Source organism: Shewanella indica (genome assembly GCF_002836975.1).
GTDB lineage: Bacteria > Pseudomonadota > Gammaproteobacteria > Enterobacterales > Shewanellaceae > Shewanella > Shewanella indica.
In genome coordinates, this window is the sequence record NZ_NIJK01000034.1 from 1 (window position 1) to 12,834 (window position 12,834).

Consider the following 12,834-nt stretch of genomic DNA (forward strand, 5'->3'; position numbering starts at 1 on the left):
TCGGCCTAGGGCGGTAAAAATATCAAAGACCCGATATCCTGTTAATCACAAGGCAGCTCCGCTTAAGTGAACTACGTTGCGGAAAATTCCGGGCTTTTCTGTTTGAACCTCAGCTTAGCTCTTTGAGGGCTTAGTTCTCTGAAGGCATAGTTCCCTGAAGGCTTAGTTTTCTGAATGCTTAATCACTTTAAAGCAAGGTACTGGCCATCTTGCGGCGCAGGTAGGCTATCTGCTGCATATGGGGCAAGTCTTTAGGACAGTTGTCCTGACATCCCAGCAGGGTCATACAACCGAAAACCCCATCCTGATTGCCTATCACATGGTAGAAGTCCTCGGCGCTGCGGGCATCGCGGCTATCCAGCTCGAAGCGGGCGATTTTCATCATGCCGACGGCGCCGACAAAGGTGTCGCGCATCTGCTTGGTGGCGCAGGCCGAGACACAGACACCGCACTCCACACAGCGCTCCAGTTCATAGAGTCTGGCGGCTTCCTCCGGGTCCATCGGGGCTTCCAGATGGTGGATATCCTGCTGATCCGGCTTGGGGTGCAGCCACAGCTTGAGCCTTTCAGCCAGCTCACGCATAAACTTGCCTGTGTTGACCGACAGATCCCCTATCAGCTCAAAGCCTGGCAGCGGCATCAGGGTGATCAGTCCATCTGGATATTTGGCGGTCAAGGTGCGGCAAGCCAAGGTAGGAAAGCCGTTGATCACCATGGCGCAGCTGCCGCAAATCCCGGCGCGACAGACAAAGTCGAACTGCAACGATGGGTCCTGCTCCTCCCTGAGGCGATTGAGGGCGATAAATACCGTCATCCCCGGGGTTTCTTGCAGCTGATAGTCCACCATTTGTGGCTTGTCTCCCGCTTGCTGTGGGTCGTAACGGAAGATCCTGAAGGTTAAAGTGCGGCCACTCATGCGTTGTCATCTCCGGCAGGGTTAGGCTGAGAAGGGGTTGAAGTCTGTGGGCAAGCCAGACGGTCGCTCAGGCGCTCGTTGCCGGGGCGCAGGCTTTCCGGCAGTTCGAACGGCATCAGCGCCCGCTGCTTGTCTTCAGCGCCGGCATCCGGCCCCAAAGACGCGAGAATGGCAGCAATCTCCTGCTCGCGTTTGGCGGTATCCGGATGGGCAATGGCATTGTCGGCACCATAGCCGCGATAGCCGGGCGGCAGTTCCATCTGCATCACATCCAGCGCCTCGTAGCTGAGCACAGGCTCCAGCGCGTCGGCGTCCGGCCAACTGGCCAGGGTACGGCTGAGCCAGTCTTTGTCGTTACGCTGCGGGTAATCCTCGCGGGCATGGGCGCCACGGCTCTCGGTGCGCGCCAGGGCGCCGCAGGCAACTGTCAGTGCCACCTTAAGCATACGCCTGACCCGTAAGGCCTCGACCAACTCGGGGTTGGCGTGGCGCTTCTTGCAGGTGACAACAATATTGCGCGAGCGAGCCAGCAAATCCTTGAGTTCGGCCACCGCCTTTTCCAGCTCTGGGCCGTTACGGAAGATGCCGACATAGTCCATCATCACTCTTTGCATCAGGCGCTTGAGCTCAAACGGGCTCTCGCCCTGCTCCCGAGCCAGCAGCTCGTCTATTTCCTGGTTGAGCTCATCACGGAAACGCTGCACCAGCGCCGTATCCAGCACCAGCTCCTCCTGCTCGCAGAAGTCGGCCACATATTTGCCTATGATCATGCCGCCGACCACGGTTTCCGCCAGCGAATTACCGCCCAGACGGTTAAAGCCATGCATGTCCCAACAGGCCGCCTCACCGACACTGAACAGCCCCTTGAGCTGCGGGCTCTCTCCTGTGTGATTGGTGCGAATACCGCCCATGGAATAGTGTTGGGTCGGCCGCACCGGGATCCACTCTTCGGCCGGATCTATGCCGAGGAAGTTCTCGCAGATCTCTTTGACTTCCCGCAGGTTGGTTTCCACATGTTTGCGCCCCAGCAGGGTGATATCCAGCCACAGGTGCGGGCCATAGGGGCTGTCGACTCCCTTGCCCTTACGCATATGTTCTGTCATCCGCCGTGATACCACGTCACGGGAGGCCAGCTCTTTCTTTTCCGGCTCATAGTCGGGCATAAAGCGGTAGCCGTCTTTATCCCGCAGCAAGCCACCGTCTCCACGGCAGCCCTCTGTGGTTAGAATGCCAACGGGCACTATGGCTGTGGGGTGGAACTGCACGGCTTCCATATTGCCAAGGGTCGCCACCCCGGTTTCCAGCGCCAGCGCCTGGCCTATCCCCTCACAGATCACCGCATTGGTGGACACCTCATAGATACGGCCATAGCCGCCTGTGGCTATGGTGGTGGCCCGGGCGATATAGGCCCTGAGTTCACCTGTGATCAAACAGCGGGCAATAACCCCATGGCAGCGGCTGCCGTCGTGGATGAGTTTCAGCGCCTCGACCCGCTCATGCACCGGGATATCCATGGAGATCGCCTTGTTGTCCACCGCATACAGCAGCGAGTGGCCGGTACCATCGGCGGTGTAACAGGTGCGCCATTTCTTGGTACCGCCAAAGTCGCGGGCGTTGATCAGCCCGTGAGCTTCGGCGGCTTCTTCCAGAGTCACCTTTTCGGCATTGACCACAACTTGACGCGGCCCGGCAGTCACCCTGGTCCAGGGTACGCCCCAGTTGGCCAGCTCACGTACCGCCTTGGGAGCACAGTGGGCGAACATTCGCGCCACCTGCTGATCGCAGCCCCAGTCTGAGCCTTTGACCGTGTCCTGAAAATGCACATCTTCGCTGTCGCCCATGCCCTTGACGGTATTGCCGAGACTGGCCTGCATGCCGCCCTGGGCCGCGGCCGAGTGAGAACGCTTGGCAGGGATCAGCGACAGTACCAGGGTATCCAGGCCACGCTCTTTGGAAGCGATGGCTACCCGCAGCCCCGCCAATCCGGCGCCGACAACCAACGAATCCGTATAGATGAGTTTCACACACACTCCTTATGGGACGGCCCAATGCCGTTTACCCGAAAGCTATCTGTTTGGGTTATCGATACTCAGCTCGCGTGGGGCCAAAAGGCCAGCAAGGACGCCAGACCTACGGCAATAAACGCCACACTGAGTATGGTTTTAATTTTTCTAAGGCGCGCCCGGCTGTTGAGATCCCGCGCTGCGCCCCATTTCAATGCCACCCGGTACAGTCCTATGGCGGCATGTAACTCCACGGTCAGCAGCAGTGGCAGGTACAAGGCCCAGGCATACTGGTTCCAAATCCTGTCGGCCGAGCCCTGTGGCCCTATGGTTTCCGGGGCCGAACCCACCAACCAAAGATGCACAGGAAGCAACAGCAAAATCACCACTCCGGTCGCGGCCTGCCACACCCACAAGCGGGTATCGCCATGATCAATTTGCACTAGTTGCTGTTTCAGAACCTTTTGCTGCCGGAGCGATAGAGGCAACTTGTGCAAAGCCACCAGCACGTGCAGCAACGCCAACCCGGCAACGGCTATGGCTATCAGACTCACCACCCAGGGATAGCCGTGGCCATCGTCACTGAGAAAACTCAGCTCCATATTGCGGGCCACCCACTCCATTGCCGGCGCCCCCAGCAGTATTGAAGACACCAGCAACAGGTGGGTCCACAAAAACAGCGCCAACAACACGCCTGAAGCACTCTGCCCCAGATCCAACCAGCCTCCCCAGCGCTCATTCAGTCGTATCATCCATATTCTCCCTGTCATCCAATGGCTTAACCGCTTAAAGATAGTCAAACCAATGTGGATCACAAAGGACGAACGAACCCTGAGGCAGATCAAACTTCTGCCGGTTAATTTACCTTTAACTGATATTGAGTTAACCGGGAACGAACGGCTGTAGCGGCAGGCTCAGATCATTACCTAGCAGCATATAGGTCACCAAACTGCCTAAACCAAGCACAATAAGGTATACAATCAATAGCTTGGCTATTTTCCTCAGGCCTGAGCGGTTAAAGCTGAGGCCCCATTTCACCGCCACCCGATACAGGCCTATCATGGCGTGGATCACCACCGCAGGCAGCAGCAGGATATACAGCAGCCAGGTGTTGTCGTGCCAAACCCGGTAGGCCGACATATTGGGGCCGATTTCCGGATTGGCTATCATGGTGACCAGGTGCATGGGCACCAGGAAGAACAGGATAAAGCCGGTGGCCAACTGCCAAAACCAGGCGTGGCTGTCGCGGTGTTTGATCAGATGCAGGTGGCTGCGCAGCGCCCGCCATTGGCCAAGCTGCGCCGGAAAGCGCCTGAGCGCCATGGCAGCATGCAGTATCACCACCAGCAGAATGAACACAGAGAAGAGTTGCGTCAGCAGTGGGTAACCGTGACCACTGGCACTGAACCAACCGCCTTCCAGCACCTGCACTACCTTATAGAAAGCCTCTTTACCCAGCATGATGCTGGATTCGAAGTGAAGATGCGCCAACAGAAACATGCCCAGCAAAATGCCGCTGGCACTCTGCAGGCGATCGGCTCTGGCCGACCAGTGGTGGCTGTTGGCATGACCGAGCCAACGCTCGGGGATGTGATATTTTGTCAGCATGTTTTTTGGGTACAGATCCTTGGGATCTACAACATAACTCACAGCCAAACTGCGCCAACAACCAAGGAGTCTGAATGTGACCTGCCTCAATCGAAAGTGGGGGATTATCTGATCATGCTCACAAATAAACCACTTACAGCAAAACAGAGGTAATACCAATTAACCAATATAAATCAAACGTTTATTTGAAATTTTGAAACAAAAAAGACAGATAATTACCGTAAATTGCGCCACTGATGGGCCAAAGCTGAAACCGGGTTTCACTCCGTCCTCTTTACCCCGGCGTGCTGGCAAGGCCGGCAGCCTATGGCTTACAATAGCGCTTTATTGTCCCCCACGAGAGAAGATTCCATGCCCTGGATCCAGTTACGCATCCACAGCAGCAGCGAGCACGCCGAAGCGCTCAGCGACCTGTTGCTGGAGGAAGGCAGTGTTTCCATCACCTTTGAAGATGGTAAAGATACACCGATTTTTGAGCCCAAACTGGGAGAAACCCCACTTTGGGCCGACACTGTGGTGGTCGCTCTGTTCGATGCCGGCACAGATCTGACTCCCACAGTCGAGATGCTCAAGCAACAACCCTTCCTCGAAGGCAAGCTGAACTACAAGATAGAGCAGATAGAAGATAAAGACTGGGTCCGCGAATGGATGGACAGCTTCCACCCCATTCAGTTCGGCAAGCGTCTGTGGATCTGTCCCAGCTGGCGTGAAATCCCGGAGCCAGAAGCCGTCAACGTGATCCTGGATCCCGGCCTGGCCTTTGGTACAGGCACACATCCCACAACGGCCCTGTGCCTGGAGTGGCTCGATGGCCTGGAGCTGCAAGGTAAACAGCTGGTCGACTTCGGCTGCGGTTCCGGCATTCTGGCGGTCGCCGGTCTCAAGCTGGGTGCAACCAACGCCATAGGCATAGACATAGACTACCAGGCGATAGACGCCTCCCGTGATAATGCCAAGCGCAACGGCGTGGATGACAGACTCAGCCTCTACCTGCCTGAAGATCAACCCAAAGATATTCAGGCCGACGTGTTGGTTGCCAATATTCTGGCAGGACCGCTGCGGGAACTGGCCCCCCTAATCGCCGAGTTGGTTCGTCCGGGTGGCAAATTGGCGCTGTCCGGCTTACTGCAGGAACAAGCCGAAGAGATCCGCGAATTTTACGCTCAATGGTTCGAGATGGACGAAGCGGTTCACAAAGAAGATTGGAGCCGCTTGACAGGAGTGCGCAAATAGCGTTAAAGACGGCGCCAGAGCGCACTGGCGCTGACTTCCAACCAATCAAAAGTCAAGTAAAAAAGTTTTGCTCAGGTCATTTATTGACCTTTTCACCGCTGGCAAAAAGGCGTACTATAGCGCCCCTTTGAAGAGCAAGGTGAAACAGTAAAATGCAGATTGGACCCTATCAACTGAAGAATCAGCTGATCGTGGCACCAATGGCAGGTGTCACCGATCAGGCCTTCCGCAATCTCTGTATCCGTTATGGCGCAGCCATGGCAGTGTCAGAGATGCTTTCGTCCAATCCCGACCTTTGGGACACAGACAAGAGCCGCCAGAGAATGACGCACTCGGGTGAAGAAGGCATACGCTCAGTACAAATTGCCGGGGCTGACCCCGATAATATGGCTTGGGCCGCCCGCTACAATGTGGAGCAAGGCGCCCAAATCATAGATATCAACATGGGTTGTCCGGCAAAAAAAGTGAATAAAAAGCTCGCGGGTTCTGCCCTGCTACAATCGCCGGAACTGGTAAAGAAAATACTGGATGCCGTGGTTGCCGCAGTGGATGTGCCGGTAACGCTGAAGATTCGCACGGGCTGGGCCCCAGAACACAGAAATGGTGTTCAAATCGCCCGGATTGCCGAAGATAGTGGCATTACGGCGCTCGCGGTTCATGGCCGCACCCGCCAATGCATGTACAAGGGTCATGCCGAGTACGACACCATCAAGGCGATCAAACAGAATGTCTCGATTCCTGTTGTCGCCAACGGGGACATCGATAGTCCGGAGAAGGCGCGTTTCGTGCTGGATTACACAGGTGTCGATGCCCTGATGATAGGACGGGGTGCCCAGGGAAGGCCTTGGATTTTCAGAGAGATCCAGCATTACCTGGACACAGGTAGCAAGCTAGCGCCCATTGGGATGGCAGAGCAGCGTCAAGTGATGCTGGAACACCTAACCAAACTGTATGATTTATATGGGGAAGTAAAGGGCGTCCGCTTCGCCAGAAAACATATGGGATGGTACCTGGACCAGGAAGAACAGCGCCAGTTCCGTGCCGACTTTAACCGGCTGGAAACCGCTGCAGAACAATGTTCCATGGTGGAACGTTTTTTTGATGAATGTGTACTAGATAAATAAAGAGCAGAATACGAATGTTTGATCAGACAACTCACACAGAAGCTCATCAGCTTACCGTAGGCAAAATCGAAACCGCTAACGGCACCATCAAGCCCCAGTTACTGCGCGACGCCGTAAAGCGCGCTGTCAGCAACTTCTTCGCTCAGTTGGACGGTCAAGAAGCCCAGGAAGTTTATGAAATGGTGCTATGCGAAGTTGAAGCACCTCTGCTTGATATCATTATGCAGCACACTCGTGGCAACCAGACCCGCGCCGCCAATATGCTGGGCATCAACCGCGGCACACTGCGCAAGAAGCTGAAAAAATACGGCATGAACTAATCCATAAGGATTAAGAGCTTGTATTAAAAGAGAAAGCCAGTCACTACGACTGGCTTTTTTGCTTCTAGTTATACACCGAGTTACACACGCTCCTAGCTGGAGCAATCAGGGCCAGCTAGAAACTATGCAGTAGCTGGATGCTAACGACCACTTCGATAACGAATGATCAAGGGAACCAGCGGGTAATCGAGAATAAATACAGTATGAAACTGTATTTATTCTCCCCACAAAGGCACAACCATAGTCGCTATTTGATGCCGGTAGAGATAGGCACAATCCCCACTCTCAGGCCAAAGGGTTTAAACAATCGGTCGAGAATATCAGTCTTATAGCTACCCCGATCGTTCTCAACGTCAGAGAGGGTCTTGCGTGACACTTTAGCCAAATTTGCATACTCCTCTTGGGTTAGACCTAAAACCTCAATACGTAAAGTTTTAAGAGCTTGCCCTTGAGTAAGTTCTCCGCGTAATAGCCTTTGGGTAACGCCTTCGATGGCCTTACGTCTCTCAACAGTACTCACCCTCCCGCTATGCTTGGAAGCGCGTTGGGGAGAAGGAGTTTGCTTTGCATGAGTCTCTTCAGCGCCTAGTGAGAGCCGGCGTTTTGACGCTTCAATTGCAACGTCACCAGCTTGCCGACGATTAGCTCTAAGACGAGCAATAGCCTCTTTAGCAGACTCAAGGGTAGATGTTTTATCACTCATACCAATCCCCACCTTGTTAGCTTGTCTTCGATATAAGTAAAGCCAATCGCAGGCATATCGATAATCCGTTCCGGTACACCACGCGCAATTAAGCGCTGCTTCAAGTTAAGACATTGCCGGGCGGTGAGCTTTAATGCTGCCATTAACTCTTGAGCAGGCACCAAATCGGCCAACGAATCGGCAATACCTTGAAAGTCATACTCACCCCCAACTTCGAGCGGTGCTTGCCACTTTGTGGTTCTGGCCACCCCTTCAGGATCAGCCTTCATTGGTGCAAAGTCATAGATAGGGGCAAGCTTTATCCAACCATCACCTTTAAGAAGTGCGGTATTACGCCCGTGGTTATCACTGTTACCAAATAGGATATTGAGTAAGTCTCTCTGAACCCACTCAAGCACAAAAGCCTGAATATCAAACTGATAACCTTGCTCTAAGACCATATGGCTATGAGTGATCTTGTGGACAAGCCTTCTTATGGTTTGCTCATGATCTAAGCTAACTCCCGCAGCTTTACCCAGTATCGAGTAAACCGATTCCATCGCGTAACGCTGCAGGCCGAGTTCATGGAAATAAATATCAAAACGCGGCAGCCACAATGATGTCATCGAGGAAACAAAGCCACCCCGGCTCATCAAAAAACAGGCTGACAGGGTGGTTTATCGAAACGGCATGCATGTCGTCTTTATTGAGTTCTGCCAAGGCATAATCTTGCTCGTAATCTAATGAGGTAAGCCGATAATGACCTTGTTCGCTGTTTGGAAAAGAGAGCTTTGCAATATCTAGCATTGGCTATTGATAAAAGCCTGAATGGTTAAATGTTCCATGAGCGCTCCCAAAGAAATTATGAGTATCAAAATACTCATTAAATCCAAAAAAGACAACTAATGAGTAACTAATTACTCAAACTCTACTTTAGCCTAGAAGATATACCAAGCTTTTATAAGCAATAAACAACAGTAAGCTTACATCAATAGACAAATGCCATTAAGCGATGCCCGATACCCTTCCCATGAGGCGGGTGCGGTAGTCCCACTCTCAAACCAAGAACCATCAGCATTGAGCACAGTCTCTGTGCTTGTCCTGCCCCTCTTCCTGCCCCTCTGGCCCCCCCAAGCTGCCATTCGGTTTCATTCCTGACTTCACAATTTGCTGCAACTTATTTTGGTATAAGTGAAAAATCAGGCTACTTTTATACCATTCTGCTTAGATATTGACTTAATTCCGATTAGTGCCAGCTTCTATCAGGAAGATTATTATTTAACTTCAAACTAAAAGACTAAAATATGAAACCTTACCAAGCGATAGATTGTGGCCACTATGATTACCTGGAGTTGGCCTGTATTCGCGGTTATCCGCTGAAAATAGAACTGCTACAAGGCGAGATACTACATGGCAAGGCACTGATCACCGAGACCCGTCCCGACAAGAGCGAGTGGCTACTGGTACAAACGACCACCAGCAACCGCGCCATTCGTATGGATCAGTTGCTGGCAATCACTCCTGAGCTTGAAGGGGCTGAATTTGGCCGGGTGCTGATTGCCTCGGCCGGCAGTGAGATTTAAATCGCCGCGATAACTGAAATTTCCACCAGATACTCGGGCTCGGCAATCGCGGCCTCCACACAAGCTCTGGCCGGTGCATGCCCTGCCGGTAACCAGGCATCCCAGATGGCATTCATGGCATCATAATCACTCATCTGTTTCAGGTAGATAGTCGCTGAAAGGATCCGTTCACGACCGCTGCCTGCCCGCTTGAGCAGCTCATCCACTTCCTCGAGCATGGTCCGGGTTTGTTGCTGAATATCGGCGAACTTATCCTTGGCAACCTGACCACAAAGATAAACCGTGTTGTTGTGGATCACTATGCTGCTCATGCGTGGATTGGTATCGATACGTTGAATTGTCATCGGCTAGTTCCGGGGCGAAAATTATTATTTTATCCGGCAAAAGCTCACTTGGGACAGCCGGGATTCAGATAAGTGAAAAAAACTATCAAACAACCAATTTTATCGCATATTTTTTGGACACTTGGAGATAAGAGCTATTCCTTAAGCCAGTGGCACTGATAGAATCAATATCTCATTCGCCCAACTATTTAAGGACTCCTGTATGAGCCTAGAATTACTGTCCAAACTGGAGACCAAAATCCAGGCTGCGCTCGAAAATATTGAGCTTCTGAAAATGGAGCTGGAAGAAGAAAAGCAGAAAAATGCTCATCTGATAGAGCAAAACCAACAACTTCAGCAAGATCTCAACTCGTGGAACGAGAAAGTTACCGGCCTTGTTGGTCTGCTCAACGACGAAGTCAACTGAATCTAAACGGTTTTAGCTTGACTATTCTGAGTTTCAATGAGTTCGTTCAATTCCATGATAGCCTGCTTTACCTTTGGCAGGCTTTTTCTCGGCAGCAAAAAGCGCCCCTTATCAAACTCTAATCTTCCCAGATCTTTCACCCAGACGGCGCCGGTCAAGAATATCCTTACGTGTTTGACAATCAGCTTGGGAGCATAGACAGGAAATACACGCACGAGAAACCTCCTTTAGTTGATTTCCGATCCCGAAGTTTTGACCTCCTAACCCGGCAGAAGGTTTCATCTCAATTCAGTAAAATGATCCAAAAGTCGTAAGTAGGAGTCTTTGTTATAAAAATTCTCCTGTTATACATCTATACCCGGCAAACGAAGTCAAAAATCCAGCGCTTGCCAATTTTTTGACGCACTGTTAAAGTAATGCCGTTACTCAGGGTAAAAACTGAGCCTTATGGCTCTAATCCGTACTTCTTGCGACCAAGGAGTACGGTTTTTTTTGGGGTTTCGACCAGTATTTCCGGGTAACAAAAAAGGGCCATGTCGGCCCCTTTTTTGTATCTATATACCGAATTACTTCAACTGAGTCAGGTAGATAGCAATATCCAGCATCTCGTCATAAGACTTGATGGCACCAGTTTCAACCCGATACTTACCATTCACTACCAGCGCAGGCACACCTGAGATCTTGGCGTTTTCTGTATTGCGCTTCATGTTGGCCATCATGCTGTTGACCATAAAAGAGTTGGCCGCAGAATCAAACTGCTTGGGATCTACACCATTGGCCACAAAGAGCGCCTTGACGTCATCACGATTGGTGAAGTGTTGCTTCTTGTCCTGGATCGCACTGAACATGGCGTGATTAATCTTGTCGGACACCTTCAGCACTTCGGCAGTAGCGAAAGCACGGGACATCTCCACACCCATCTCGCGACCGATAAAGTCGACATGGTTTTGCTCAAAAGCGACTCCTTCGGGCAAACGCGCCTTCAACTTGGGGATCACGTTCTTTTCAAAGTTATAGCAATGGGGGCAGTAAAAAGAGAAAAACTCTGTAATTTCAGGCTTGGCGGAGGCGGGGCCTTCACTAACCACAGTATAATGCACGCCTTCTTTGTACTGGGCCGCTGTGGCCGCCAGAGGAAGCAGCAAAAATGCCGCTGCCAACATCAGGATTTTCTTCATTGGAGTTCCTTGTTTATTAAAATTTCAGCCAACACTGCTGGAGTGGCTGAATAACATAATCTTCTTTTTGAGTCGAACTCAAGCCCTGAGTTCCCTTTTTGTTAAATCCAAGCCTCTGCAGGTATCACCTTTGGGTCTCAGTACCACTCAATAGGGGATAAGACTCAGTGGCGCTTCATCCAGACGCTGCCGTTGTTCTTTGAAGGCCTGCAACTGCTGTCGCCAGTATTCTTCGGTCGCAAACCAGGGAAAGTGACGCGGAAACGCGGGGTCATCCCAGCGCTTGGCCAGCCAGGCGTTGTAATGCAGCATCCGCAGTGCTCTGAGTGGCTCTATCAACTGCAGCTCTTTGGTATCGAAGTTGGAGAAAGCCTCGTAGGCTTCCAGTAAGACTTCCAACTGCAGCGTTTGCTGTTGCCTGTCACCGGATAACATCATCCACAGGTCCTGCACTGCAGGGCCGTTGCAGGCATCGTCGAGATCGACAAACCCGGGGCCATTGGGGGTCCAGAGAATATTGCCGGGATGCAGATCGCCATGCAGGCGCATACTCTGGTATGCAATACTCTGCCAGCGCAACTGCAGCTCAGAGAAAAGGCTGAACGCCGCCTCTAGCAACTGATCCCGCAACGCGTTCGGAAGCAGCTCTGTATGCTGCAATTGCTCCAGCGCCGGAGCCCCCAGGGTTGTCGGTGTCAGATTCAGGCGCTGCTTGAACAGGCTGCCACGGGAATACTGGTGCAAACGGCCGATAAACTGGCCTGCCCCCTCTATCTGATCCAGGTTGTCCACCTCGAAGCTGCGACCTCCTATGGAAGGAAACAGCGCAAAACGCCACTCTTTGAAGTGATGCAGACTGCGGCCATTGAGCACCAAAGGAGCGGCAATAGGGATCTCGGCTTCGGCCAGCTCGAACGTAAATTCATGCTCTTCCAAAATCTGGGCATCGGTCCAACGCTCGGGGCGATAGAACTTAACCACATACCTCTGGCCGCGATCGCAACGAAACTGATAGACCCGGTTTTCATAGCTGTTGAGTGGCGTTAGCCCCGTCTCCGGATAAATCGCTAGACTTTCGATAGCATCCAAAATCAGTTCAGGGGAAAGATCCCGATAATGAAACGCCGCCGTGGCCTGCTTTTCTGTCATGCCTGTGACTCCAGTAGATGTTTCAGGTATACCAACACTTCCCAGTCTTGTTCACTCTGGCAGCTCAACCAGCACACCTCACCGTAGAACTCATAGTTGAGCCACAAAAGGCTGCCTTCAAAATCCAGCAACCATTGGTGACGATCTGCCCCCCATTGCCGCTCCAACACCTTGGCATCAAGTGCCCGGCATAAAGGATCGGCAAAGCTGTCGAAGGCTTCAAACTCGACCCCGGCCGTCATCGACAGGGTTTTGTGCTCTGAATCCAAGCTAAGATTTTGATACTGC

General features: G+C 52.3%; 17 protein-coding genes. 5 read left to right on the forward strand and 12 right to left on the reverse strand.

Features of this window, described 5'->3' with window-relative positions; genetic code table 11:
- Positions 1–187 precede the first annotated feature (187 nt).
- From CX650_RS11185 to CX650_RS11200, 4 genes are all read right to left on the reverse strand, one after another.
- The gene (locus CX650_RS11185) at positions 188–916 is read right to left on the reverse strand and encodes a fumarate reductase iron-sulfur subunit (protein ID WP_028781383.1); all 729 of its coding nucleotides are present in this window, start codon (positions 914–916) and stop codon (positions 188–190) included.
- Positions 913–2,940: a fumarate reductase flavoprotein subunit gene (locus CX650_RS11190; protein ID WP_101095869.1), complete on the reverse strand. Its 2,028-nt coding sequence runs from the start codon at positions 2,938–2,940 to the stop codon at positions 913–915. The genes CX650_RS11185 and CX650_RS11190 overlap by 4 nt, the downstream gene beginning before the upstream one ends.
- A 65-nt stretch (positions 2,941–3,005) precedes the next feature.
- On the reverse strand, positions 3,006–3,671 hold the full coding sequence (locus tag CX650_RS11195) for a fumarate reductase cytochrome b subunit (RefSeq protein WP_039035245.1): 666 nt from the start codon (positions 3,669–3,671) through the stop codon (positions 3,006–3,008).
- Between the two features lie 130 nt (positions 3,672–3,801).
- Complete coding sequence (locus CX650_RS11200) at positions 3,802–4,527, reverse strand: fumarate reductase cytochrome b subunit (protein WP_101095870.1); 726 nt, start codon at positions 4,525–4,527, stop codon at positions 3,802–3,804.
- Positions 4,528–4,878: 351 nt separating this feature from the next.
- Here CX650_RS11200 and prmA point away from each other — a divergent pair, with 351 nt between their 5' ends.
- The 3 genes from prmA (at position 4,879) to fis (ending at position 7,204) form a co-directional block, all read left to right on the forward strand.
- Positions 4,879–5,760: a 50S ribosomal protein L11 methyltransferase gene (gene prmA, locus CX650_RS11205; RefSeq protein WP_071476002.1), complete on the forward strand. Its 882-nt coding sequence runs from the start codon at positions 4,879–4,881 to the stop codon at positions 5,758–5,760.
- 152 nt (positions 5,761–5,912) lie between these two features.
- Complete coding sequence (dusB, locus tag CX650_RS11210; protein WP_039035247.1) at positions 5,913–6,884, forward strand: tRNA dihydrouridine synthase DusB; 972 nt, start codon at positions 5,913–5,915, stop codon at positions 6,882–6,884.
- A gap of 14 nt (positions 6,885–6,898) precedes the next feature.
- Positions 6,899–7,204, forward strand: coding sequence for a DNA-binding transcriptional regulator Fis (gene fis / locus CX650_RS11215; protein ID WP_025011339.1), 306 nt, complete (start codon positions 6,899–6,901; stop codon positions 7,202–7,204).
- A 247-nt stretch (positions 7,205–7,451) separates the two neighbouring features.
- Here the strand turns inward: fis and CX650_RS11220 are convergent, their stop codons facing one another.
- Genes CX650_RS11220 through CX650_RS20420 form a run of 3 tightly spaced genes read right to left on the reverse strand, consistent with a single transcriptional unit; the run spans position 7,452 to position 8,693 of the window.
- Complete coding sequence (locus tag CX650_RS11220; protein WP_039035248.1) at positions 7,452–7,907, reverse strand: helix-turn-helix transcriptional regulator; 456 nt, start codon at positions 7,905–7,907, stop codon at positions 7,452–7,454.
- Entirely contained in the window at positions 7,904–8,512 is a 609-nt protein-coding gene (locus CX650_RS11225; RefSeq protein ID WP_229800106.1) for a HipA domain-containing protein, read from the reverse strand. The genes CX650_RS11220 and CX650_RS11225 overlap by 4 nt, the downstream gene beginning before the upstream one ends.
- The gene (locus tag CX650_RS20420) at positions 8,484–8,693 is read right to left on the reverse strand and encodes a hypothetical protein (RefSeq protein ID WP_143078368.1); all 210 of its coding nucleotides are present in this window, start codon (positions 8,691–8,693) and stop codon (positions 8,484–8,486) included. The genes CX650_RS11225 and CX650_RS20420 overlap by 29 nt, the downstream gene beginning before the upstream one ends.
- A 497-nt stretch (positions 8,694–9,190) precedes the next feature.
- Between CX650_RS20420 and CX650_RS11230 the strand changes: the two genes are divergently transcribed.
- The gene (locus CX650_RS11230; protein ID WP_039035821.1) at positions 9,191–9,469 is read left to right on the forward strand and encodes a Rho-binding antiterminator; all 279 of its coding nucleotides are present in this window, start codon (positions 9,191–9,193) and stop codon (positions 9,467–9,469) included.
- On the opposite strand, the gene CX650_RS11235 is transcribed toward CX650_RS11230, so the two are convergent.
- On the reverse strand, positions 9,466–9,813 hold the full coding sequence (locus CX650_RS11235; RefSeq protein WP_039035822.1) for a RidA family protein: 348 nt from the start codon (positions 9,811–9,813) through the stop codon (positions 9,466–9,468). The two genes, CX650_RS11230 and CX650_RS11235, sit on opposite strands and share 4 nt — an antisense overlap.
- Before the next feature lie 202 nt (positions 9,814–10,015).
- On the opposite strand from CX650_RS11235, the gene zapB reads away from it, so the two are divergent.
- Complete coding sequence (gene zapB / locus CX650_RS11240; RefSeq protein WP_025010851.1) at positions 10,016–10,219, forward strand: cell division protein ZapB; 204 nt, start codon at positions 10,016–10,018, stop codon at positions 10,217–10,219.
- 2 nt (positions 10,220–10,221) lie between these two features.
- On the opposite strand, the gene CX650_RS11245 is transcribed toward zapB, so the two are convergent.
- The 4 genes from CX650_RS11245 to CX650_RS11260 all read right to left on the reverse strand — a co-directional run bounded on the left by CX650_RS11245 (position 10,222) and on the right by CX650_RS11260 (position 12,788).
- Positions 10,222–10,434 (reverse strand): DUF1107 domain-containing protein, encoded by a 213-nt coding sequence (locus tag CX650_RS11245; RefSeq protein WP_025010850.1) that lies wholly within the window; start codon positions 10,432–10,434, stop codon positions 10,222–10,224.
- 351 nt (positions 10,435–10,785) lie between these two features.
- Complete coding sequence (locus CX650_RS11250; RefSeq protein ID WP_071475646.1) at positions 10,786–11,397, reverse strand: thiol:disulfide interchange protein DsbA/DsbL; 612 nt, start codon at positions 11,395–11,397, stop codon at positions 10,786–10,788.
- A gap of 147 nt (positions 11,398–11,544) precedes the next feature.
- Complete coding sequence (locus tag CX650_RS11255) at positions 11,545–12,546, reverse strand: serine/threonine protein kinase (RefSeq protein WP_071475645.1); 1,002 nt, start codon at positions 12,544–12,546, stop codon at positions 11,545–11,547.
- Positions 12,543–12,788 (reverse strand): DUF3630 family protein, encoded by a 246-nt coding sequence (locus CX650_RS11260; protein WP_373297557.1) that lies wholly within the window; start codon positions 12,786–12,788, stop codon positions 12,543–12,545. The genes CX650_RS11255 and CX650_RS11260 overlap by 4 nt, the downstream gene beginning before the upstream one ends.
- Positions 12,789–12,834: the final 46 nt, after the last annotated feature.

Bases quoted from the DNA above. Each gene is read 5' to 3' on its own strand.
- CX650_RS11185 (WP_028781383.1), bottom strand. From the start codon at position 916: ATGAGTGGCCGCACTTTAACCTTCAGGATCTTCCGTTACGACCCACAG.
- CX650_RS11195 (WP_039035245.1), bottom strand. From the start codon at position 3,671: ATGATACGACTGAATGAGCGCTGGGGAGGCTGGTTGGATCTGGGGCAG.
- CX650_RS11200 (WP_101095870.1), bottom strand. From the start codon at position 4,527: ATGCTGACAAAATATCACATCCCCGAGCGTTGGCTCGGTCATGCCAAC.
- prmA (WP_071476002.1), top strand. From the start codon at position 4,879: ATGCCCTGGATCCAGTTACGCATCCACAGCAGCAGCGAGCACGCCGAA.
- dusB (WP_039035247.1), top strand. From the start codon at position 5,913: ATGCAGATTGGACCCTATCAACTGAAGAATCAGCTGATCGTGGCACCA.
- fis (WP_025011339.1), top strand. From the start codon at position 6,899: ATGTTTGATCAGACAACTCACACAGAAGCTCATCAGCTTACCGTAGGC.
- CX650_RS11220 (WP_039035248.1), bottom strand. From the start codon at position 7,907: ATGAGTGATAAAACATCTACCCTTGAGTCTGCTAAAGAGGCTATTGCT.
- CX650_RS11225 (WP_229800106.1), bottom strand. From the start codon at position 8,512: ATGACATCATTGTGGCTGCCGCGTTTTGATATTTATTTCCATGAACTC.
- CX650_RS20420 (WP_143078368.1), bottom strand. From the start codon at position 8,693: ATGCTAGATATTGCAAAGCTCTCTTTTCCAAACAGCGAACAAGGTCAT.
- CX650_RS11230 (WP_039035821.1), top strand. From the start codon at position 9,191: ATGAAACCTTACCAAGCGATAGATTGTGGCCACTATGATTACCTGGAG.
- CX650_RS11235 (WP_039035822.1), bottom strand. From the start codon at position 9,813: ATGACAATTCAACGTATCGATACCAATCCACGCATGAGCAGCATAGTG.
- zapB (WP_025010851.1), top strand. From the start codon at position 10,016: ATGAGCCTAGAATTACTGTCCAAACTGGAGACCAAAATCCAGGCTGCG.
- CX650_RS11250 (WP_071475646.1), bottom strand. From the start codon at position 11,397: ATGAAGAAAATCCTGATGTTGGCAGCGGCATTTTTGCTGCTTCCTCTG.
- CX650_RS11255 (WP_071475645.1), bottom strand. From the start codon at position 12,546: ATGACAGAAAAGCAGGCCACGGCGGCGTTTCATTATCGGGATCTTTCC.
- CX650_RS11260 (WP_373297557.1), bottom strand. From the start codon at position 12,788: ATGACGGCCGGGGTCGAGTTTGAAGCCTTCGACAGCTTTGCCGATCCT.